General features: G+C 72.0%; 20 protein-coding genes and 1 pseudogene. 13 read left to right on the forward strand and 8 right to left on the reverse strand.

What is annotated here, in order from left to right; genetic code table 11:
• Window positions 1-183 precede the first annotated feature (183 nt).
• From ACFV88_RS31670 to ACFV88_RS31680, 3 genes are all read left to right on the forward strand, one after another.
• Window positions 184-1,131 (forward strand): YhfZ family protein, encoded by a 948-nt coding sequence (locus tag ACFV88_RS31670; RefSeq protein WP_385495539.1) that lies wholly within the window; start codon window positions 184-186, stop codon window positions 1,129-1,131.
• Window positions 1,132-1,226: 95 nt separating this feature from the next.
• Window positions 1,227-1,352, forward strand: coding sequence for a hypothetical protein (locus tag ACFV88_RS31675; protein ID WP_385495561.1), 126 nt, complete (start codon window positions 1,227-1,229; stop codon window positions 1,350-1,352).
• A 132-nt stretch (window positions 1,353-1,484) separates the two neighbouring features.
• Window positions 1,485-2,807, forward strand: a complete 1,323-nt coding sequence (locus ACFV88_RS31680; RefSeq protein ID WP_385495540.1) for a glycoside hydrolase family 18 protein — start codon at window positions 1,485-1,487, stop codon at window positions 2,805-2,807.
• Window positions 2,808-2,868: 61 nt separating this feature from the next.
• On the opposite strand, the gene ACFV88_RS31685 is transcribed toward ACFV88_RS31680, so the two are convergent.
• Window positions 2,869-3,150, reverse strand: a complete 282-nt coding sequence (locus tag ACFV88_RS31685) for a hypothetical protein (RefSeq protein WP_385495541.1) — start codon at window positions 3,148-3,150, stop codon at window positions 2,869-2,871.
• Between the two features lie 80 nt (window positions 3,151-3,230).
• Window positions 3,231-3,770 (reverse strand): TetR/AcrR family transcriptional regulator, encoded by a 540-nt coding sequence (locus ACFV88_RS31690; protein WP_385495542.1) that lies wholly within the window; start codon window positions 3,768-3,770, stop codon window positions 3,231-3,233.
• A gap of 146 nt (window positions 3,771-3,916) precedes the next feature.
• On the opposite strand from ACFV88_RS31690, the gene ACFV88_RS31695 reads away from it, so the two are divergent.
• A complete protein-coding gene (locus ACFV88_RS31695; protein WP_385495543.1) occupies window positions 3,917-4,330 on the forward strand; it encodes a PPOX class F420-dependent oxidoreductase in 414 nt (137 codons plus the stop codon).
• Window positions 4,331-4,358: 28 nt separating this feature from the next.
• The gene (locus tag ACFV88_RS31700) at window positions 4,359-5,204 is read left to right on the forward strand and encodes an SDR family NAD(P)-dependent oxidoreductase (protein WP_385495544.1); all 846 of its coding nucleotides are present in this window, start codon (window positions 4,359-4,361) and stop codon (window positions 5,202-5,204) included.
• Between the two features lie 330 nt (window positions 5,205-5,534).
• Here the strand turns inward: ACFV88_RS31700 and ACFV88_RS31705 are convergent, their stop codons facing one another.
• Window positions 5,535-7,478, reverse strand: a complete 1,944-nt coding sequence (locus ACFV88_RS31705) for a BTAD domain-containing putative transcriptional regulator (protein ID WP_385495545.1) — start codon at window positions 7,476-7,478, stop codon at window positions 5,535-5,537.
• 110 nt (window positions 7,479-7,588) lie between these two features.
• Between ACFV88_RS31705 and ACFV88_RS31710 the strand changes: the two genes are divergently transcribed.
• Window positions 7,589-8,467 carry an alpha/beta fold hydrolase gene (locus tag ACFV88_RS31710; RefSeq protein WP_385495546.1) on the forward strand — a complete coding sequence of 293 codons (879 nt, stop codon included), beginning with the start codon at window positions 7,589-7,591 and terminating at the stop codon, window positions 8,465-8,467.
• A 236-nt stretch (window positions 8,468-8,703) separates the two neighbouring features.
• Here ACFV88_RS31710 and ACFV88_RS31715 read toward each other — a convergent pair whose 3' ends face one another.
• Complete coding sequence (locus ACFV88_RS31715; protein WP_385495548.1) at window positions 8,704-9,837, reverse strand: alkene reductase; 1,134 nt, start codon at window positions 9,835-9,837, stop codon at window positions 8,704-8,706.
• Window positions 9,838-10,033: 196 nt separating this feature from the next.
• Here ACFV88_RS31715 and ACFV88_RS31720 point away from each other — a divergent pair, with 196 nt between their 5' ends.
• Window positions 10,034-10,972, forward strand: a complete 939-nt coding sequence (locus tag ACFV88_RS31720) for a LysR family transcriptional regulator (RefSeq protein ID WP_385495549.1) — start codon at window positions 10,034-10,036, stop codon at window positions 10,970-10,972.
• Between the two features lie 159 nt (window positions 10,973-11,131).
• Here the strand turns inward: ACFV88_RS31720 and ACFV88_RS31725 are convergent, their stop codons facing one another.
• Window positions 11,132-12,559, reverse strand: a complete 1,428-nt coding sequence (locus tag ACFV88_RS31725; RefSeq protein WP_385495550.1) for a dihydrolipoyl dehydrogenase family protein — start codon at window positions 12,557-12,559, stop codon at window positions 11,132-11,134.
• 213 nt (window positions 12,560-12,772) lie between these two features.
• On the opposite strand from ACFV88_RS31725, the gene trxA reads away from it, so the two are divergent.
• On the forward strand, window positions 12,773-13,165 hold the full coding sequence (gene trxA / locus ACFV88_RS31730; RefSeq protein ID WP_385495551.1) for a thioredoxin: 393 nt from the start codon (window positions 12,773-12,775) through the stop codon (window positions 13,163-13,165).
• 140 nt (window positions 13,166-13,305) lie between these two features.
• Here trxA and ACFV88_RS31735 read toward each other — a convergent pair whose 3' ends face one another.
• Both ACFV88_RS31735 and ACFV88_RS31740 read right to left on the reverse strand, forming a co-directional pair.
• Window positions 13,306-14,742, reverse strand: coding sequence for an aldehyde dehydrogenase family protein (locus ACFV88_RS31735; protein ID WP_385495553.1), 1,437 nt, complete (start codon window positions 14,740-14,742; stop codon window positions 13,306-13,308).
• A gap of 248 nt (window positions 14,743-14,990) precedes the next feature.
• Complete coding sequence (locus ACFV88_RS31740; RefSeq protein WP_385495554.1) at window positions 14,991-16,145, reverse strand: LacI family DNA-binding transcriptional regulator; 1,155 nt, start codon at window positions 16,143-16,145, stop codon at window positions 14,991-14,993.
• A gap of 196 nt (window positions 16,146-16,341) precedes the next feature.
• Here ACFV88_RS31740 and ACFV88_RS31745 point away from each other — a divergent pair, with 196 nt between their 5' ends.
• Window positions 16,342-16,794 (forward strand): type II toxin-antitoxin system PemK/MazF family toxin, encoded by a 453-nt coding sequence (locus ACFV88_RS31745; protein ID WP_385495555.1) that lies wholly within the window; start codon window positions 16,342-16,344, stop codon window positions 16,792-16,794.
• A gap of 102 nt (window positions 16,795-16,896) precedes the next feature.
• Here the strand turns inward: ACFV88_RS31745 and ACFV88_RS31750 are convergent.
• Window positions 16,897-17,304: pseudogene (locus ACFV88_RS31750) on the reverse strand (hypothetical protein); the annotation flags it as partial.
• Between the two features lie 212 nt (window positions 17,305-17,516).
• Here ACFV88_RS31750 and egtA point away from each other — a divergent pair.
• Genes egtA through egtD form a run of 4 tightly spaced genes read left to right on the forward strand, consistent with a single transcriptional unit; the run spans window position 17,517 to window position 21,860 of the window.
• Entirely contained in the window at window positions 17,517-18,797 is a 1,281-nt protein-coding gene (gene egtA / locus ACFV88_RS31755) for an ergothioneine biosynthesis glutamate--cysteine ligase EgtA (protein WP_385495556.1), read from the forward strand.
• Window positions 18,794-20,146 (forward strand): ergothioneine biosynthesis protein EgtB, encoded by a 1,353-nt coding sequence (egtB, locus tag ACFV88_RS31760; protein WP_385495557.1) that lies wholly within the window; start codon window positions 18,794-18,796, stop codon window positions 20,144-20,146. The genes egtA and egtB overlap by 4 nt, the downstream gene beginning before the upstream one ends.
• Window positions 20,146-20,901: an ergothioneine biosynthesis protein EgtC gene (egtC, locus tag ACFV88_RS31765; protein WP_385495558.1), complete on the forward strand. Its 756-nt coding sequence runs from the start codon at window positions 20,146-20,148 to the stop codon at window positions 20,899-20,901. Before egtB ends, egtC begins: the two co-directional genes overlap by 1 nt.
• Window positions 20,898-21,860, forward strand: coding sequence for an L-histidine N(alpha)-methyltransferase (gene egtD, locus ACFV88_RS31770; protein WP_385495559.1), 963 nt, complete (start codon window positions 20,898-20,900; stop codon window positions 21,858-21,860). Before egtC ends, egtD begins: the two co-directional genes overlap by 4 nt.
• Window positions 21,861-21,901 lie beyond the last annotated feature (41 nt).

Here is a 21,901-nt window from a genome sequence, read left to right on the forward strand (position 1 = left end):
GACGCTCACCCCGCGCCGCTCCAAGAATACTCCATTTTCGGAGTACTCGAATTTTGGAGTGACCGTACGGCGGTCCCCCGAACCTGTCAATGGGGTCCTGTAACGTGATCCACCGGCGACGTCCGGGCGGCCCGGATCGCGGGGAGGGCGCCGCGCACCCGACAGCGGAAGAAGGAGCCACCTGTGAGCGACCGGACCGGGCCTCTCACCCCTCCGGCGGCACAGCGGCCGCTGGACCAGGCCGTGAAGGCGATCGTCGTCGACGCGCTCCGGGCCGGTGTCGGGGCATCACTGCCGACCAACAGCCACTACCTGCACACGCTGGGCGCCAGCGCAGGAACGGTTCAGCGCGCGCTGAAGCTGCTCTCGGACCAGCAGGCACTCACCGTCACCTCACGGGGCCATCTCGGCCGCACCCTGGACTCGCTCGACATCGGCGCTGCCTGGCACCTGGCAGGGCTCGCGCCGCTGCGGCTGCTCTTCCCGCCCGGCGGTCCGGTGGAGATCGACGTCCTCACCGAGTCCCTCGCAGGTGAACTCACCGCACTGGGCGTCCCCCACACCGTGCACCATCAACGGGGTGGCGCCCGCCGCATCGACGCCATCGTCGCCGGGGAGTACGACCTCGCGGTCGTCTCAGCAGGCACGCTCGGCGACGCGAACCGACGACTGGGGGCAGCACCCACCCTCGTTCTGCCCCCCGGCACCTACTACGCGCCACGCCGACTCGTCGCCGTCACCAGGACGGACGCCGTGCAGCCCGCTCCCGGCGCGCGGGTCGCCATCGACCACGACTCACCCGACCACGTCCTGCTGACCGAATCCGCCTACCCGCCCGGCCACGGATACGTCTACGTTCCCTGCAAGTTCCCCGAGGTTCCCGCGGCGGTGCTGCGCGGACAGGTCGACGTCGGCATCTGGCACCTCAGCCACACCGTCATCCCCCTCGACCTGGCCGGGCTGAGCTGTACCGACCTCGAGGACCTGCCCACCGCCACCGCATGGCAGGACCTGTCCGCCGCCGCCCTCGTCGGATGGCCGCAGCGCGCCGAACTCACCGCCGTCCTGGCCGCGATCAGCCTGCCCGCCCTCACCCGGTCACCACAGCGACAACTACGCCACGAGCCCTGACGGCCGCACCCGCCCGCCGACGAACCGTTCGCCGGACTGTCCGGTGGCGCGTCTCGCACCCAGCTCGCGCGAGGCACACTCGACCTTCTTCACCGGTGTCACCGGTCACCGGTCGCTGGGTCGAGTTCGACGCGGTGGTCCGCATCGACACCCCCGGTGAGGCGGACCACTACCGCAACGGCGGCATTCTGCCGTACGTGCTACGCAGCCCGCATTGCTGATGCTCCATCAGCTCCCAAGCATGCCGGGCCACTTCGTGTGGTTCGGCCTCTTGTGCGCACCCCCCAGATGGACTAGACCTCTTCTCGCGATTGGTACAGATCATCTGACCCCACTCAGACAAGGCCACCAGTATGTTCAGACGCACCTCCGCGTTCCTGGCGACGGCTCTGCTCGCCTCGCTCGTTGCGGTCCCCGCGACCGCTCACGCCGATGACGACGACAGCCGCCGGCTGCCCGGCCACCGTGTGGCCTACTTCACCGGGTGGAGCGTCTATAGCGGCTACTCCGCCAAGAAGGTCCAGGACTCGGGCCAGGCGGCGAAGCTGACCGTGATCAACTACGCCTTCGGCAACATCTCCCCCCAGGGCACCTGCTTCGAGGACAACCAGGCCGACCAGGCCGACGCCTGGGCCGACTACCAGCGTCCGATCGGCGCGGCCGACTCGGTGGACGGCGTCGCCGACACCTGGGACCAGCCGCTGAAAGGCAGCTTCAACCAGCTGCGGAAGCTGAAGGCGAAGAACCCCCACCTGAAGGCCGTCATCTCGATCGGCGGCTGGGGCTGGTCCAAGTACTTCTCGGACGTGGCCGCCACTGACGCCGCGCGCAAGAAGTTCGTGGCCTCCTGCGTCGACCTCTACATCAAGGGCAACCTGCCGCAGTTGGGCTCGCTGGAGGGCGGCCCGGGCAGCGGCGCGGGCGTCTTCGACGGCATCGACCTCGACTGGGAGCACCCGGGCGGCGACGGTCTGCCGGACAACTCGGTGCGCCCCGAGGACGGCCGCAACTTCACCCTGCTGCTGGCCGAGTTCCGGCGGCAGCTGGACGCGCTGGGCGACGGCGAGCGGGGGCGCCACCTGCTGACGGCGGCCGTCGCCGCCAACACCGACATCGCGGACCGGCTGGAGCTGCGGAAGGTCGCCCGCCAGGTGGACTACCTGAACCTGATGACCTACACGATGCACGGCTCCTGGGAGCCGCAGGGCCCGACCAACCACCAGGCCAACCTCTACACCGACCCGGCCGACCCCTCCGGCATCGGCTACAGCTACAGCGCGGATCGGGTCGTGCGGCACTACCTGGCCGGCGGCCTACCGGCCCACAAGGCGGTGCTCGGGGTGCCGTCCTGGGGCTACGGCTGGACGGGAGTGCCCGCCGGGACGAAGAACGGCCTCTACCAGCCCGCCACCGGCATGTCCCCGCGCGGCGGCGGCCAGCTGCCCTACAAGGCCATCAAGGACCTGCCGGGCGCCGTGCACACCGACCGCAGGCACGGCGCGGCCTGGAAGTACGACGGCACCGAGTTCTGGACGTACGACACCCCGGCCACCGCGGCCCAGAAGGCCCGCTACACCCAGCGGAACGGTCTCGGCGGCGTGATGGTCTGGTCCCTGGACGGGGATGACGCCCAGGGCTCGCTGATCGCTGCACTGGACCGCGGTCTGCGGCACTGAGCTGCGGTTTGCGACCCGGTGGCGGGCGGGGCGACCCGGCCGCCACCGGGTGCACGGCCGACTACACAGACTCCTCACGGTTGCGGTGCTGCATGGCGCGCAGCTCCATCTGGGCGCCCCAGGCTCCCGTGGTGAAGCGGCTCTCGTCGTTCGGGTCGTCGAGGTCCCAGGGGCCGAGCTTCGGGCGGGTCATCAGGTCGTTCGCGCCGGAGACCTCCCTGGCGGCGGCCCAGGCCATGGCGTGCCCACCGACGGAGTCGACCACGGCGAGCACCTTGTCACGCTGGCGCTCCGGGGAGCCGGTGGCGGCGAACTCCGACGAGGCATCGACCACAACCGTCATAGGGACGTTCGATCACGTTTCGAGCCACAGCGGGGCTGCCGGAAGCCCGGTCAAGGGGCGACGGTACAGTGCACGCCCGCTCAGGCCGGGCGGAGGCCCGTGGTCAGTGACTGGACCACCATGTCGGCCCCCTGAGCGTTCGTCAGCTCCGGCATCTCGTGCGCAGCCATGGTGGTGAGATGAACGAGCAGCGAGCGGGCCCAGCGGTCGGGAAGCCCGGGGCGGATGACACCTTCGCGCACCGCGCGGTCCATGAACCCATCGAGCCGCTCCAACAACCGGCGGAGACGATCGGCCCCCGCCTCGTCCTGGACCTGCCGCACGTCCACCGGCAACCGTCTGCTGACGGCGATGATGCCTTCCGCATAGCGGTGCAGGGCGACCAGCACGGGCGCCTCGGTCAGTCGCGCCTCGGCGACGACCTGCTCGCAGGCATCGAGCTTGGCGGTATGGACTGCGGCCAGGAGCTCCTCGCGCGTGGTGAAGCGGCGGTAGACGGTGCGCCGGTCGACCCCCGCCACCGCCGCGATCGTCGCGATGCTCGTGCCGGGGTCGGCCGCCAGCAGGCGCGCGCCGGTCCGGAGGACCGCGTCCAGGTTGCGTTCCGCGTCAGCTCTCATCGTGACCCGAAGTCTATGTGGAACAGCAAATGAACCATCAATCACCTCACCACTGTTGCGCATCCTCGATTAAGTGCCTCATAGTTGTGACAGTTGATTCATTCGACGTGCCTGTCGCAGCGTCTGCACTCAGTCAGGAGTCACGCATGAGCCCGGTCCACCTGTCCGTGAAACTCAAGGAGGCCCTCGATGCCCGGACCTTCGTCACTGTGGCGACCCTGCGGCCCGACGGGAGCCCGCACCAGTCGGTGGTCTGGATCGGAAGGGAGGACGACGAACTCTTCTTCGTGACCGGTGTCGACAAGATCAAAGTTCGCAATCTGCGGCACGATCCACGGCTGGGCGTCATGGTGAACCCGGCGGACGAACCGTACGGGTACGCGTCGATCAGCGGCACAGCCCGGTTCGAAAGCCCGGGCAGCCGCGAGCACCTGGACCAACTGGCCGTCAAGTACACCGGCATGACCTACGCCGAGCACAACCCGGAATCCCACGCGGCCCTCCCGGAACTGGTGACCGTCCGCATCACTCCCGAGAAGATAGCGGCACGGTTCCTATGAGCCGGGGGCACGAGCGAGGAGTACCGCGGTGAAGACCCACGTCATCACCGGCGGCACGGACGGCATCGGCGGGGCCATCGCCCGCACCTATCTGGAAAGGGGACAGGAGGTGGTGGTGGTCGGACGCGACACGGAGAAGGGCGAGGCATGGCTGGAGGCCGCGCGACGACGCGGTGCGGCCTCCCGGGCGCACTTCCTCCGCGCCGACCTGAGCCTGCTGTCCGAGACCGGAGCGCTGCTCGACACGCTCCGTTCGTCCTTCGCGAAGGTCGATTCTCTGGTGCTGTGCGCCCGGCACTTCCGTACCACCCGCCTGGTCACGGCCGAGGGTTTCGAGAACACCTTCGCCCACTTCTATCTGAGCCGCTTCGTCCTGAGCCACGGGTTGACCGGCCTCCTCGACTCCTCCGATGCCCCGGTCATCGTCAATGTCGCAGGGCCCGGCGGCGCAGGGAAGATCCACTGGGACGACCTCCAGCTCGCCCGGGAATACGACGGGCACACAGCTCTCACCCAGGGCGGCCGGCTCAACGACCTGCTCGGCGTCGCCTACGCGGACCGCCGGCCAAGGACGAAAGTGCGGTACGTCCTGTTCCACCCGGGAACGGTCAGCACCGGATTCTCCGGGGAGTACACCCCGGACACCCAGGCCCGGATCGCCGACATCCGCAGAACCGCCCAACCGGTGGAAGAAGCCGTACTCCCGATCATCCAGGTGCTCGACAGTCCACCCGACACCGTACTCAGCGCCTTCGTCCGGGATACGCCCCTCCTCCCACAAGGCCCCGGGTTCTCGGTCGAGCAGGCCCGCCGACTGCATCTGCACACCGAGGGGGTGCTGGCGGACCATGCCCTGGCCACGAGGAGCAGTTGACACGGCGCACTGTGCGTGTGGCTTGAGCAACGGTCAGCCCTGCCTGTACGCCTCCAGCCGCCGCAAAGGACACACCGTAGCCGGACCGATGGAGGAACAAAGGACTCGCGGCTGCAGTCCCGGGTGAGGTAGTCGGGCTTGAGGACCTCGCCCCAGTCCTGCTTCGTGATCTCGTCCTCGGAGGCGTGCGGGTTCCCGGCACCGGCCCCCCAGACGTAGGGGTCCAGAAGGGACGTCGAGTGCGACCACCCCGGATGAGCTGATCGCCGACTTCGACTAGGTCAACGGCCCGCCCGATCCCGAAGCCAGGTTCGCCGAGCGGGGCCGGGCTCACTGGGACCCGCATGCCTGCGCCTCCGCCAGGTACCCCGCCACCGGTCCCATGGTCAGCATTCCGCTCGCGGCTCCGGCGTGTTCCGCACGGGCGCCGCGCAGGACGTCCGCGGCGCGGGCGGCGGCTTCGCGGTCGCCGAGGCGGGCGGCCGCGCGGGCGGTCAGGCACCACAGGGCCTCCTGGAGGTGGTCATGCGGCGGTTCGGGGGCGTCGGCGAGGGCGGTACGGGCCTCGCCGACGCGGTCCTGGGCGAGCAGCACGAGGGGCCGTACCCAGGGCAGGTACGGACCCCAGTCGAGACGCGCGTCGGTGGGCGCGGGCCGGTCGTGCAGCAGGCGCAGCCCCAGCAGGGCGAGCGGGAACAGACCGCGGTGCAGTCCGGGCATTCCGGCCGTGCGGAGGGCGTCCTCGCAGACGCGGTAGTGCGCTGCCGCCGTGGCGGCGGTGGGTCCGCCGGGTTCGGTGCTGCGGGCGGCCGTGGCCCGGGCCCTGAACCACCCGGTGAGGACGGGGACGAGGGGCGCCTCGGTGGCGGCGGCGAGCTGTTCGGCGGCCTCGGCGTGCGAGGCCGCGGCGTCCAGGTCACCGAGGGCCGAAGCGGACTGCAGACGGATGAGCCGGCCGAGTACAGCGAAGTCCGGCAGCTCGTGCCGGGTCGCCAGGCCGAGGATCTCGGCGCCGGTCCCGTCCCGTACCGCCGCGAGCCCGGGACGGGTGAAGGACTGCAGGAACACCCCGTTGAGGGCGAAGGCCAGCAGGGCGGGGTCGGCCAGGTTCCGCGCCAGGGCCTCGGCCTGCCGGGCCGCCTCGTGCGCGCGTCTCAGCCCGCTCGCGGACAGATCGGCGCTGCGGCTCTCGACGGCGATCGTGGCCAGGAGACCGCCGCGCAGATCGTCGGGGCCGTCGGGGCCGAGCGCGGTGAGGGTGCGCTCGGCGGCCGCGACGACGGCGCGGGACTGCCCGGGGTCGTCGGCCCGACTCCAGAGGGCGGGTACGTCGTAGGCGCCGATGATCCGGGCGATCAGGGAGGGGTCTCCGGTGCGTTCCGCCGCCCGGACGGCGGCGAGGCGCTCGCGCCGTGAGTGGACGAGGGCGTCACCGCCCGCCAGTGCGAGCGTGCGGGCCAGCGTCACGGTGGTGCGTGGGCCGAGCCGGACGCTCGTACCGGCCCACGCGGCCGGTACGCCTTCGGGGGGCGCGGATCCGCTGAGGATGTCCCGCTCCAGGCGCTGAAGGTCGGAACCGGGGTCCAGCCCGAGCTGATCGACGAGCATCGTGCGGGCGCGGCGGAGGGTGGCCAGCGCGTCGACCCGGCGGCCCTCCCGGTGCAGCGCGCGGGCCAGCAGTCCCCAGGCCGGCTCGCGCCATGGATGCTCGGCCACATGAGCGCCCAGCCCGGCGACGAGACCGGCCCCTTCCCCGGAGTCGAGGAGGATGCGGGCGTGCAGTTCCACGCCCTCCAGCCGCAGTTCCTCCAGCCGGATCCGCTCGCGCAGCGCCCAGCGGGAGTCGGGCACATCGGCGTAGGGGGGCCCGCGCCAGGCCGCGAGTGCCGTACCGAGACCGGTCACCGCACCGGGTGCGCCGGGGTCGCGGCGGGCCCGGGCCAGGGTGTCCTGGAACCGGTGAACGTCCACGTCCTCGCGCGGCAGGCGCAGGACGTAGCCGGGGCCTTCGGTGACGATGACGCGCGGCGGGCTGCGGGGCGGCCGGTCGGGTTCGAGGGCGCGGCGCAACGCGGCGACGAACGTGCGCAGGGCGCCCACGGCGCGGGCCGGCGGATCGGTCCACAGGTCGTCGACCAGGGTGTCCGTGGTCACCATCCGTCCCTCGGCGGCGACGAGCCGGGCGAGTACCTCGCGATGGCGGGGTCCACCCAGATCAATCGGGCTGCCGTCGTCGCGGAGGGCCCGCACGGCGCCGAGCACGTCAATTCGCATGTCCCCATCCTCGGTGCCGGGGGCGGCCGGGCCCAACCGCACTGATCGGTTGCTGATCGCCGTCGCCCAGGCTGATCCGGTCGGTCCCCCACTCGAAAGGACGGCCTGTCATGACACTCGCCATTCCCGGCTTCGACCACCTTCGCCTGCCCGGCGCGGACGGCACAAAGCTGGCTGTCGCCGTCGGTGGCAGCGGCAGCCCGCTCGTGCTGCTGCACGGGTTTCCCCAGACCCATCTGATGTGGCGGCACGTCGCCGAGCGGCTCGCCGGCGAGCACACGGTGATCTGTCCCGACCTGCGGGGCTACGGCGCCAGCGACAAGCCGACGGCCACCGGACCCGAGGTGTACGCCAAGCGCGCCATGGCCGCCGACACCGTTGCCTTGGCGGCGGCGCTCGGTCACGACCGCTTCGCCCTCGCCGGGCACGACCGGGGCGCCCTGGTCGCCTTCCGGGCGGGTCTTGACCACCCGGATACCATCACGCACCTGGGCATCCTCGACACCGTACCGACTCTCGACATGTGGAACGTCCTGCACGGCGTCCCGGCGGCGGTCGGCTACCACCTCTTCCTCATGGCGCAGCCGCCCGGCCTGCCGGAGACGTTGATCGCCAACAGCGCCGACTCCTTCTTCGGCTCGTTCCTCGACGCCTGGGCGAACGACCCGGCCGCGATACCGGAAGAGGTACGGACCGAGTATCTGCGGGCGAGCGCGGCGGCGGTGCCGTCGGTCGTCGCGGACTTCCGGGCCTCGGCGGGCATCGATGTCGTGCACGACCAGGCGGACCTGGACGCCGGGTCTCAGCTGGCCATGCCCGTGACGGTCGTCCAGCAGGACTGGGGCGCACAGCTCGGCTACGACGCCGCCGGGGTGTGGCAGGCCTGGGCGCCGGACCTGGACCACCGATTGACCCGATCGGGGCATTTCATGGCCGAGGAGGCCCCCGACGAGATCGCGGCGGCCCTGCGGGAGCTGCTGGCCCGCTGACCTCCTCCTCGGGCGTGTCAGGGTGTGGCCGAGCGGCGCCGTCGGCCCTCCGCGGGCTCGTCGAAGTCGGCGAGGAAGCCGCCGACGGTCACCCCTGCCGATACCCCTCCAGCAGCCGCCGCAAAGGACACACCGTAGGCGAACCGCGCCAGTCTCCTACGAGGACCACCGATCAGACGCACTCGCCTCCCCATGGGCGACCTCCGGCGAGCCCACTCCCCAGTTTGATGTCCGCCTCAGGACCGGGTGTCGCCGTGCCAGTTGACCATCGGGTAGTCGAGATAGCCGTTCACGTCGCCCGAGTAGTAGGTGACCGGGTCCCCGACCGTCAGGTCCCGGTTCATCGCGAAGCGGGCGACGAGGTCGGGGTTGGCGATGAAGTGCCTGGCGAACGAGACCGCGTCTGCGATGCCCGCTTCGATGACCGCGTTCCCGGAGCCGTGGTCGAAACCGAGGTTGGCGATCAGGGGACCGTCGAACAGTCGTCGGTAGCGGGCGAACGCCTCGAAGTGGGGGGCGTCGTCCGCAGCGGCGGGCTGCCTCCCCTGGAGGTGCAGATACGTCACGGGTCGGTCGCGCAGCTTCGTCACCAGTTCGTCGTAGTCCGCGAGGGTCCGGCCGTCGGGGGTGAACAGCTCGCCGACATTCCAGTAGGGCGAGAGCCGGACACCGACGCCGCGGCTGTCCCACGGCTCGGCGACGGCATCGATGATCTCCAACAGTAGGCGTCGCCGCCCGGCGGGGTTCCTGCCGTAGGAGTCGGTGCGGCGGTTCAGCCGGGGATTGAGGAACTGCGGTATGAGGAAGGGACCGACGGCATGGACCTCGACCCCGTCGAACCCCGCGCGCCGTGCGTTCGCCGCGGCCGAGCGGTAGTCGGTGATGGTGCGCTCGATGTCCGCAACGCTCATCTCGCGGGGCACGACTGTCTTCTGGAAGCCGTTCGCCGTAAAGGACCGCTCCCGAGGGTTGACTGCGGAGGGCCCGGCGGGCAGCTCTCCCCGGAGGTGATCGGGGTGCGATACGGCCCCGCTGTGCCAGAGCTGGAGCACGATACGGCCGCCGAGCGCGTGGACGACTTCGGTGACCCGCTGCCACCCGGCGATCTGCTCCTCACTGTAGACGCCGGGGACGTTGGCGAAGCCGATGGCCTGCTCGCAGACCCAGGTCCCTTCGGTGATGATCAGCCCGGCGGCGGCCCGCTGGGCGTAGTACGCGGCGTGCAGTTCCGTTGGCACCAGCCCTTCGTTGGCCGCGCGAGCACGGGTGGCCGAGGCCATCACCACCCGGTTGGGCAGCACGAGGTTCCCGAAGTCCGCACGCCGCAGCAGCGGCTGGTCGAGGGCGGTCGGCTGAACGGTGTTCGTCATGGACTTCTCCGCATCATGGGTCTCTCCTGCCGTCGAGGCGGATTCCGGGCCCGGGACCGGACGTAACATCTCCCCCGCCTCCTGGCGGGGTGAGTCACTGCTCGTGTCCCCGAATCGCTCTCGGTTCTCGGCTCTTGGAATCACTCTCGACGAGACCTGTGTTTGCATCCAATACCTGCTTCTATAACCTGGCGGTATGGATGTCGACACCCGGCTGTTGCGCTACTTCGCCGCCGTAGCGGCGGAGGGGACCCTCACCCGTGCCGCAGAACGGCTGTTCGTGTCCCAACCGGCGCTGACGAAACAGATCAGGCAACTGGAGACCCGGCTCGGCGTCACGCTGTTCACTCGGTCCCGGGCCGGCATGGCCCTCACCGAGCCGGGCCGGGCACTACTGGCACGTGTGCCCGCGCTACTGGCCGACTGGGACCGCGCGGCGCGGGAGACGAAGAGCACGGCCGCCCGAGCGGCCCGCGTGCTTCGGGTCGGCTTCGTGGCCAGCGCCGCCAACGAAGCCACTCAGCAGATCATCGCGTCGTTCGCACGTCGTCGGCCGGGCTGGAGGGTCGACATGCGGCAGGCCGCGTGGTCGAACCCGACAGCCGGACTCGCCGGTTCGGACGTCGATGCCGCTCTGCTGCGGCTGCCCTTCCCCTGCCAGGACACCCTGCGCGTGGAGGTGCTGTTCACCGAGGACCGCTGGGTCGCGCTTCCCACGTCCCACCCGTTCGCCACGCGGGACCTGATCCCCTTCCGGGACCTGTGGGAGGAGCCGTTCGTGGCAGCCCCACCGGAAACAGGCCGGTGGCGGGAGTACTGGCTGGCCACCGACGAACGCGAAGGCAGCCCGGTCCGCATCGGTGCCGTCGTCGACCAGCCCGACGACTGGCTCAGCGCGATCGCCAACGGCTACGGCATCGCACTCACCCCCGAATCCTCAGCCCGTTTTTACGTCCGCCCCGGCATCACCTTTCGTCCCGTCAGCGGCGTCAGCCCCAGCCAGGTCGCCGTGGCCTGGGCACCCGTCGACGACACCAACCCCGTCGTCCAGGACTTCGTCCACTGCTGTCTGGACGAAGGACTAGACGAAGGACCAACGGACCGAGGACACGATCGCCCTGGCCGGAATGGGTGAGCATCCCCTCGCCACTGGTCTCGCGAATGCGACGATCGGCGGCCCCTCGGTGCACGCCGTCGACCAGCCGGGCTTCCCTCCTGCCCAGGAGGAGTCGGGGCGGGGCCTCCGCCACCGAGTGGGGCACGAGAGGGACACCGTTTCCCGGCCGGCACCTGGCTACCCCTGCCTGTATGCCTCCAGCAGCCGTAGCCACACCTCGCTGATCGTCGGGTACGACGGGACCGCGTGCCACAGGCGTTCGAGGGGGACCTCGCCGGCGACGGCGATCGTGGCGGAGTGGATCAGCTCGCCCACTCCGGGGCCCACGAAGGTGACGCCGAGGACGACCTCCCGGTCCAGGTCCACCACCATCCGCGCCCGTCCCCGGTAACCCTCGGCGTAGAGGTAGGCACCCGACACGGAGGCGATGTCGTAGTCCACGGCGCGCACCCGGTGGCCCGCGGCCTCCGCCTCGGCGAGGGTCAGCCCGGCCGCCGCCGCTTCGGGGTCGGTGAAGACGACCTGGGGGACGGCCGCGTGGTCGGCGGTGGCCGCATGGGCGCCCCAACGGTCCGTTTCCAGGATCGGCACCCCCTGGGCGCGGGCGGCGATCGCGGCGCCCGCGATCCGGGCCTGGTACTTGCCCTGATGGGTGAGGAGCGCACGGTGGTTGACGTCGCCGACGGCGTAGAGCCAGGGGTGGCCCTCGACCCGCAGGCTGTCGTCCACGGGCAGCCAGTCGCCCTGGGGGAGCCCCACCGTGTCGAGGCCGAGGTCGTCGGTGCGGGGCGCACGGCCGGTGGCGATCAGGAGTTCGTCCGCCTCGATCCGCTCGCCGTTGTCGAGGGTGACCGTGACGGTGTCCCCCGCCCGCGCCACGGACCGCACCGAGGTGCCCGTCCGGACGTCGGCGCCGGCCTCGCGCAGGGACTCGGCGACGAGTTCCCCGGCGAAGGGCTCCATGCGCGGCAGCAGCCGGTCGCCGCGCACCAGCAGGGTCACCTGCGAGCCGAGGTGCTGCCAGGCCGTCGCCATCTCGACCCCGACGACTCCCCCGCCGACGACGACGAGCCGCCCCGGTGCCCGGTCCGCGCTGGTGGCCTCGCGGCTGGTCCACGGCTTGGCGTCGGCGAGGCCCGGCAGGTCCGGCAGCACCGCCCGGCTGCCGGTGCAGACGGCGACCGCCTGGCGGGCGGTGAGGACGTGGGTCTCGCCGTCGGGCCCGGTGACCGTGACACGGCGGGGGCCTGCCAGCCGGCCGTGGCCCCGGTAGAACCGGGCACCCGTCGACTCCAGCCATCCGACCTGACCGTCGTCCTTCCAGTGCGCGGCCACCTCGTCCCGGTGGGAGAGGACCGCCCGGGTGTCGAGCGGTCCGCGCACGGCCGCGGCCAGCCCGGGGGTGCGGCGGGCGTCGGCGCGGGCGATCACCGGCCGCAGCAGTGCCTTGCTGGGCATGCAGGCCCAGTAGGAGCACTCGCCGCCGACCAGTTCGTTCTCGACCACCGCCGTGCTCAGCCCCGCCGCGCGGGTCCGGTCGGCCACGTTCTCCCCCACCGGGCCCGCGCCCAGCACCACCACGTCGTACTCGGTCGTTTCCGTCATGGGGACAGTCTGGCCGCAGGTGTGCGCGGGAGCCACATGGGTACGCGCCGGGTGGCCGGACGGGTCCCCCGGTGGTGGGTGGCTCCAGGTGACGGGGCGACCCCGGTGGGCGGCGCCGCACGGAATATCCCGGTACCCGTCGCCGTTGTGCCGAGCGGTGCCGACGGGACCCCAGGAAGAATCAGCCCCGAGACCAGGAAGCAGGCGGCGGACATGAGTAGGACCGTGGAACTGACCAAGGAGAACTTCGACCAGACGGTCACCGACAACGAGTTCGTGTTGATCGACTTCTGGGCGGCCTGGTGCGGTCCGTGCCGTCAGTTCGCCCCGGTCTACGAGCAGGCCGCCGAGGCCAACCCGGACCTGGTGTTCGCCAAGGTCGACACGGAGGCTCAGCCGGAGCTGGCAGAGGCGTTCGGCATCCAGTCGATCCCGACGCTGATGATCGTGCGTGACCAGGTCGCGGTGTTCTCGCAGCCCGGAGCGCTGCCGCAGGCCGTGCTCGACGACGTGATCGGTCAGGCGCGGGGGCTCGACATGGACGAGGTCCGCAAGTCGATCGCCGCGGAGGAGAAGCAGACCGAGGCGTCGGGGCCGAACGTCTGATCCGCTGCACCGGCCGGTTCCGCGGAACCGGTGGCCACAGCCACAGCCACAACCGTCACGGCCGGTACCCCTCGTGATCCTCGGGGTACCGGCCGTGACGTGCGTGCGGGGACGGGTTGGGCGTGCGTGCGGGGACGGGTTCAGAAGGGGTAGGCGGGTACGTCCCCGTCCACGGTGGTCCAGCGCAGTTCGGTGAACGCGTCGGCGTTGGCGTCCCCGCCGAAGCGGGCGCCGGTGCCCGATCCGCCGGTTCCGCCGAAGGGCGCCACCGCCTCGTCGCCGATCGTCTGGTCGTTGATGTGCACGATGCCGGTGGGTATGCGCTCCGCGAGCGCGAGACCGCGGGCGGCGTCCCGGGTGACGATGCCCAGCGAGAGTCCGTACGGATCGGCGGCTGCCAGGGCCGCGGCCTCGTCCAGGGTGGCGAAGGGGCGGACGGGGGCGACGGGCCCGAACACCTCGCGTGCGTAGGCGGGCGCGTCGTGGTCGACACCCGCGAGCACGGTCGGCCGGTAGAAGGGGCCGTCGTGACTGCCGCCGGTGAGGAGCTTGGCGCCGGCGGCGACGCTGGCGGTGACCAGTTCGTGTACGGCCCGCGTCTGGACCCCGTCTATGAGCGGGCCGAGGTGGACCTGCTCCCGGTGCGGGTCACCGACGGTCAGTGCGTCGGCCTTGGCCGTGAGTCGCTCCACGTACTCCTCGTAGAGGGAGGCGTGCACCAGGTGGCGGCCGGTGGTCATGCAGACCTGTCCCTGGTGGAAGAAGGACCCCCAGGCCGCGGCCGACAGCACGGCGTCCAGGTCGGCGTCCTCCAGGACGACGAACGCGGAGTTGCCGCCGAGTTCGAGGTGCGCCCGCTTGAGGTGACGGCCGGCGGTCTCGGCGACCGAGCGGCCCGTCCGGGTGGAGCCGGTGAAGGAGATCACGGGGACGTGCGGGTCGGCGATGAGCCGCTGCCCGGTGTCCGGGCCTCCGGGCAGCACGTGCAGCAGGTCCGCCGGTAATCCGGCGGCGGCGAACACGGCGCCGAGCGCGAGGCCGCCGCAGACCGCCGTCCGGGGGTCCGGCTTCAACAGCACGGCGTTGCCGAGGGCGAGCGCCGGCGCGACCGAGCGGATGGAGAGGATCAACGGAGCGTTGAACGGGGCGATCACGCCGACCACTCCGGCCGGGACCCGCTGGGTGTACGAGAGCCGGGGGCTGGCGCTGCGCAGTACCTGCCCGGTGGGCCGGGAGGCGAGCGCGGCGGCCTCGTAGCACTCCTGGGCGGCCACTCCCAGCTCGAAGTCCGCTTTCCCCGGTATCGAGCCGGACTCCCGGACCAGCCATTCCCGCAGTTCGCCGGCGTGTGCGGTGAAGAGGTCCCCCGCCCGCCTGAGCACCGCGGCCCGTTCGGTGTAGGGCAGTCGCTCCCACCCCGTCCGGGCGGTCGCGGCCCGTGCGGCGGCCGTGGGGACGTCCTCGTCCCCGGCGCGCCGCACCTGTCCGAGTACCTGTCCGGTGGCCGGTTCCACCACGTCGTACGACGGCCCGGTCAGTGGGGGTGACTGCCAGGTCAACGGGTCGAGCAGGGTCATTGCCGGTTTCCCTTCGCCGTGGATGTCGGTGCCGGTGGTGCTGTGGTGCGCGTGGTGCCTGGTCCTGGTTCGAGGGGCGGTGGTCGGTGCGCCCTCGGGTGCCGGGTGGTTGCGGTGGGTGGCGAACGCGTCCGGCGGTGCGCCGCGCACATGCGGGCCGGGCGGTTGCGGGGACGGTGGAGCAGCGTCATCGCAACCGCCCGGCCGAGTGGACGGAGGTGTCCGGCCGGGAGTCGGCCGGTGGCGGGTCACCCGCTCTCGCGCTCCACGAGGGCCGCTCCCATCAGCTGTCTGGTCAGGGGTTCGGCCGCGGGGTCGTGGACGACCCGGTCGACGAGTCCGGCGAGTTCCTGACCGGAGGGCAGTTCGGTGCGCACCGTCGAGAGTCGGGGGCGCAGCAGCCGTCCGAGCATCAGGTCGTCGGCGCCCACCATGCCCGTGTCGTGCGGCACCTGGACGCCTTCGTCCTGGAGCGCCCGCATCAGCAGCATCGCGTACTCGTCGTTGTAGGCGAAGGTGCCGTCCAGTCCGAGGTCCCGCCATCGGGCGGCGAGCCGGGCGGCGGACACCTCGTCGTAGCGCAGCGGTACGTCGACCACCTCGGCTCCGGATCCCTCCGCACTCTCACGGACGCCGTCGGCGCGCGGCCGTGAGAACGCTTCGAGTCCCTTCTCCTCGGGGATGACGACGCCGATGCGACGGCGTCCGCGTGCGACGAGGTGTTGGCCCGCCGTGCGGCCCACTGCGTGTTGGTCCATCAGCAGGGCGTGGGCCCCGGTCACCTGGTGGGGTCCCAGGGTGATGACTGCTCGGGCTCCGGATCTCTTGAGGAGGGACACGCTGCGCGGTCCCAGGTCGTGGGCTCCGGGGGCGAGCACGGCGACGGGCCGTAACTCCGCCCAGGCCCGGGCCGCTTCCTCACCGGTCAGTCCGACCCGTCCGTACTGGACGACGGTGTAGTCCAACCGGCCCAGGGCCCACTGGAGTTCGCCGAGGAAACGACTGTAGAGGGGGCCGACCGAAACGGCCGGGGTCGGCATCAGGACCATCCGGCTGTGGCCCGCCCGCAGACTGCGGGCGGCGGCGTGCGGAACGTAGCCGAGTTCCTTGGCGGCTGCGTGCACGCGGCGCCGGGTGGGTTCGCTGATCCGTACGGCACTGGTGTTGTTGAGGACGTAGGAGACGGTCGCCCGCGAGACCCCTGCGAGCCGGGCCACGTCGGCACTGGTGGGCACCGCGCGGGCGAGGGGGCGCGGGGAGGAGCGGGACTGGGCGGGCACGGTATTGCGTACGGGCCTCGCGGAGTGGGATTCCTGGGAGCGCGGGGCACGCCGCGGTACGGGCTCCCGCTCGGCTGACTCATCGGTAACGCGCATGACGGGCTGCTCGGGTATCTGCACCATGACGCTCCGCATCCTTCCATGGGACCAGGCGGCATTTTCGGCCTACCTGGAACCGGCCAACTCCTGTCTATTCCAGGGTCGTTGCCCGGGAGGTGGGGCTACGGGGACGTCATCGGCGCCGTTCGCGGCGCGGTGGTGTCACCCGTCCGGGGGCTCCATCCGGCGGGGCGGGCACGTCCCCCCTACGGTGGCCCACATGACCGCTTCCCCCGAGGGCGACGCCCTCAGCACGCCGGGCCGCACCGGGCCGCACGCCACTTCCGAGGTCGCCCCGCACTCCGTTGGGGAGGTCCGCACCGAGTACGCGCCCGCCCACGACGGCGATCCGGATCCGGGCGAGATCGTGTGGACCTGGGTGCCGTTCGAGGAGGGCGACGGGCGCGGCAAGGACCGTCCGGTGCTCATCGTCGCCCGTGAGGCCAGCGGCAGCCTCTTGGCCGTTCCCCTGTCGAGCAAGCGGCACGACGACCGGGAGTGGCTGCCGATCGGCAGTGGCTCCTGGGACCGCGAGGGGCGTGACTCGTGGGTGGACTCCGACCGGGTGTTGCGGGTCCACGAGGACGGGATGCGTCGGGAGGCGTGCGCCCTGGACCGCGCCCGGTTCGACGGGGTCGCCGCGCGTCTGCGCGACCGGTACGGGTGGTCCTGAGGGCCCGGGCGGGCCGTCACCCCGGGTCCGGGGACCGGCTCGGCGGGCTCGGTGGGTAGTCGGCCCGGTTCCCGTGGGGGGCGTCGGACGGCTCGGGGTGTGTATCACCCGATCGGTGCAAAAGGGGCCATGAGGGATCCGATGATGATCGTAGAAATCGGGCGCCTTCCGTAGACACGTGTACAGCGCCGAGCCCCGGTGCACCTGCCCCCTGCGGGGCGCACACCGTGCGGGAGGGGCGGCGTCGGGGTTGCGCCGGCGCGGAGGCGGGCACCGCGACCGGGCGCGCGGGCGCCCCGGGTGCGCGGTCGGACATCGGGAACGGTCCGGACGGCGGGCCGACGCGCCGACCCGCGGGCCGGACCGGCGCCACCTCGCGCCCGATCGGGGCCGGCGCCCACCGCTCCCCTCGGCCACCGGTCGCCGCGCGACCCGCGCGCCCCCGGCTCGACCGCCCCCGTCGCCGCCCACCGGTCCACCGGAGTCGCGGGTGCGGTGCCCCTCCCCCATGCTGGTGCCCAGCACCCCGTGCCGGGTGCGACTCGGGCGAGCGCCCGTGCCGTACGGCCGAAACACCTGGCTTCCGTACGATTTCGGCTACGCACGGGCACTCTTGTGCGGGCGGCGCCGACCGTCTTGGGTGGATGGGCAGGACCGACCGGGCCGTTGCCGGCCCCGGGCGGTCCCAGGATCTCCACCCGAGGATCTGGAGGGTCCCGACAATGACCGAAGGAGACTGTACGCAGTCCGTCGCACTGGTCTCGGACGCGGACGTCGAAGCGCTGGTCCGAGGCATCTGCTTCAAGACCGGACCACCTCGCACCGTCGGCGTCGAGCTCGAATGGCTGGTCCGCCCGGCCGACCGACCGCACGAACGCGTACCGCGCGCCCGCCTGGACGAGGCCTACACCGCGCTGCGGACGCTGCCCCTGAACTCGGCGCTCACCGTCGAGCCGGGCGGCCAACTGGAACTGAGTTCCGCACCCGCCGCCTCACTGATGGAGTGCGTGACGGCGGTGTCCGCGGACCTCGCGGCGGTACGCGCCGCACTCCGCCCCCTGCGACTCGCCCTGGCGGGCATCGGCACCGACCCGTGGCGGGAGCCGGTCCGTTGGCTACGGGCCCCCCGGTACGCGGCCATGGAGACGTACCTGGACCGCGCGGGTCCCGCCGGACGCGTCATGATGTGCTCCTCGGCGTCGGTGCAGGTGTGCCTGGACGCCGGGTTCGAGGAACCCGGGCCCCTGGGGTTGGGGCGCCGCTGGCGCCTCGCCCATCTGCTCGGTCCGGTGCTGGTCGCCGCCTTCGCGAACTCACCGTTGACCGAGGCACGTCTGACGGGCTGGCGCTCCACCCGGCAGGCCCTGTGGGCGGACATCGAACCCGGCCGCTCCGCCGCGCCGCCGCTGGACGAGGACCCGCGGGTCGGCTGGGCCCGTCGGGTGCTGGACGCCCCCGTGATGTGCGTGCGCACCGAGGGCGGGCCCTGGTTGGTCCCCGAGGGCGTGACGTTCCGCGACTGGATACGCGGCGCGCTCCCCCGCCCGCCGACCCGCGACGACCTCGACTACCACATCAGCACCCTGTTCCCGCCGGTGCGACCGCGCGGCCACCTGGAACTGCGGATGATCGACGCCCAGAGCGGGGAGGACGGGTGGACGGTACCGCTGGCGGTGACGACCGCGCTCTTCGACGATCCCGAGGCCGCGGAGACGGCCTACCGGTGTGTGAAGTCCCTGACGGAGCGCACCCGGGGCGCCCCGGCACCCGGCAGTGAACTGTGGCTGACCGCCGCCCGGGCCGGGCTCACCGACCAGGAGTTGCGGGAGGCGGCCGTCACCTGCTTCGACGCCGCGCTGGCCGCACTGCCCCGCATCGGCGCCTCGGCACGCGTCGAGGCCGCCGTGGCCGCGTACGCGGAGCGTTACGTGTTCCAGGGGCGGAGCCCCGCCGACGACCTGATCGAGGGCTTCGTCCAGCACGGGAAGGACCTGACCGCATGACCGAGTCCACCGCCCTCTCGGGCGACCCGGGCGTGCTGCGGGATCGTGCGCGGACCGCGCTGCTCGCCGCCCGTGACCGGACCTCCCTGCTGACCGACTGCGTGCAGGAGGGCGAGCTCACCGCGCAGGTCTCGCCCCTGATGTCACCCCTGGTGTGGGACCTCGCGCACATCGGCAACCAGGAGGAGCAGTGGTTGCTGCGGGCCGTGGCGGGACGGGCCGCGATGCGTCCGGAGATCGACCCGCTGTACGACGCGTTCGAGCATCCGCGCGCCGAGCGGCCGACGTTGCCGTTGCTGCCGCCCTCAGAGGCCCGCGCCTACGCCGCGGAGGTGCGCGGCCGGGCCCTCGACGTCCTGGACTCCGCCCCGTTGCACGGTTCCCCGCTGACCGACGCGGGTTTCGCCTTCGGGATGATCGCCCAGCACGAGCAGCAGCACGACGAGACGATGCTCATCACCCATCAGTTGCGCACCGGTCCCGTCGTGCTGACGGCGCCGGACCCGGAGCCGGCGGCCGGGTTCACGGGGCCCGCGGAGGTGCTGGTTCCGGGTGGTCCGTTCACCATGGGGACGTCCGCGGAGCCGTGGGCCCTGGACAACGAACGTCCGGCGCACCACCGGCTGGTCCCGGCGTTCTTCCTGGACACGACGCCCGTGACGAACGGGGCCTACCAGGTGTTCATCGAGGAGGGCGGCTACGAGGACCCGCGGTGGTGGGAGCCGCGCGGCTGGGACCACGTCCGTTCGCGGGGGATCAGCGCCCCGCTGTTCTGGCGCCGTGAGGGCGGGACGTGGCTGCGTCGCCGGTTCGGTGCCACCGAGCCGGTGGTGGCCGAGGAGCCGGTGGTGCACGTCGGCTGGTTCGAGGCGGACGCCTACGCTCGCTGGGCGGGGCGGCGGTTGCCGACCGAGACGGAGTGGGAGAAGGCGGCCCGCTTCGACCCGGCGACGGGTCGGTCCACCCGCTATCCGTGGGGGGACGCCGATCCGGGGCCCGAGCACGCCAACCTCGGTCAGCGGCATCTGCGGCCGGCGCCCGCGGGAAGCTATCCGGCCGGGGAGTCCCCGCTGGGGATACGGCAGTTGATCGGGGACGTGTGGGAGTGGACGTCCAGCGGTTTCCTGCCGTACCCGGGGTTCGCCGCGTTTCCCTACCGCGAGTACTCGGAGGTGTTCTTCGGGGGCGACTACAAGGTGCTGCGGGGCGGCTCGTTCGCCGTGGACGCGGTGGCCTGCCGGGGAACGTTCCGCAACTGGGACCATCCGATCCGGCGGCAGATCTTCTCGGGGTTCCGCACCGCCCGGGACCTGACGCCGGCCGACGAGGCCTTCGGGGAGGGGATCTGATGTGTCGTCACATCGCCTATCTAGGAGCTGAAGTGACGTTGGGTTCGGTGCTGCGAACACCGCCGAGCGCGCTGTACCACCAGTCCTGGGCGCCACGTCACCAGCGGTACGGCACGGTCAACGCGGACGGCTTCGGGGTGGGGTGGTACGCGGACGGTGATCCGGTGCCCGCCCGGTACCGACGCTCCGGGCCGATCTGGGCCGACCTGTCGTTCGCGGACCTGGCCCGGGTGGTGCGCACCCGGGCGCTGCTGGCCGCGGTCCGGGACGCGACCGTTGCGGACCCCGACGGGGAGGCCGCGGCGGCCCCCTTCGCCTCGGGTCCCTGGTTGTTCAGCCACAACGGTGCGGTGACCGGCTGGCCCGATGCGCTGGCGCCGCTCGCCGCCGACCTGCCGCCCGCCGACCTGTTGTCGTTGGCGGCCCGGTGCGACGCGGCGCTGGTCTGGGCGCTGGTGCTGCGCCGGTTGACCGACGGGGACCCCCCGGGGCAGGCGCTCGCCGACACCGTGACGGACGTCGCCAGGGCGGCCCCCGGCTCGCGGTTGAACCTGCTACTCACCGACGGGGACTCCATCGCCGCGACCACCTGGGGCGATTCCCTGTACGTCCGGTCCGGGCCCGACGGCGGTACGGTCGTGGCCTCGGAACCCTACGACGACGATCCGCGCTGGCGGCGGGTGCCCGACCGGACCCTGGTGACCGCCACGCCCGCCGAAGTCCAGCTGACCCCGCTCAAGGAGCCCGTCGCGTGAGCCCGTTCCGCGTCACCCGCACCCTTCCCGAGGACACCACCGGAGCGGCCCTGCGCGCCGATGTGCTGTCCGGTCTGACCAGCAGCCCGAAGACCCTGCCGCCGAAGTGGTTCTACGACGCCCGGGGCAGTGAGCTGTTCGACCGGATCACCACGCTCCCGGAGTACTATCCGACGCGCGCCGAGCGGGAAATCCTGCTCGACCGCGCCCCCGAGATCGCCGCGGCGACCGGCGCCCGGACCCTGGTCGAGCTGGGCTCGGGATCGTCGGACAAGACCCGTCACCTCCTGGACGCGCTCGTCGACCTGCGGGCCTACGTTCCGGTGGACGTCAGCGGGAGCGCACTCGAACAGGCGGGTGCGGCGCTGCTGGCCGAGCGGCCCGAGCTCTCGGTGCACGCGCTGATCGCCGACTTCACCGGGGCGTTCGCCCTGCCGGACGCTCCGGGGCCGCGGCTGATCGCGTTCCTCGGCGGCACGATCGGCAATCTGCTGCCCGAGGAGCGTGCCGCGTTCCTCGGTGCGGTGCGCTCGCTCATGGCGCCCGGTGACGCCTTGTTGCTGGGCACCGACCTGGTCAAGGACGAGGAGACGCTCGTCGCCGCCTACGACGACGCGGCGGGGGTCACGGCCGCGTTCAACAAGAACGTCCTCACCGTGATCAACCGTGAGCTGGGCGGTGACTTCGACCCGGACGACTTCGCGCACGCGGCCGTGTGGGACGCCGAGCGTGAGTGGATCGAGATGCGGCTGAGGGCCCGTACCGGTGTGACGGTGAAGATCCCGGCGGTGGGCCTCGCCGTGGACTTCGCCGCCGGTGAGGAGCTGCGCACGGAGGTCTCCGCGAAGTTCCGCGAGGACGGGGTCCGGGCGGAGCTGGCCGCCGCGGGACTGGAACGCACCCACTGGTGGACGGACCGGGCCGGCCGGTTCGCGCTCTCGCTGAGCAGCGTGCGCTGACCGTGGACCCGGCCGCTGCCTGTCACCCGCGGGTGACCGGC

Origin of the sequence: Streptomyces sp. NPDC059816 (genome assembly GCF_042732055.1) — a bacterium.
Lineage (GTDB): Bacteria > Actinomycetota > Actinomycetes > Streptomycetales > Streptomycetaceae > Streptomyces.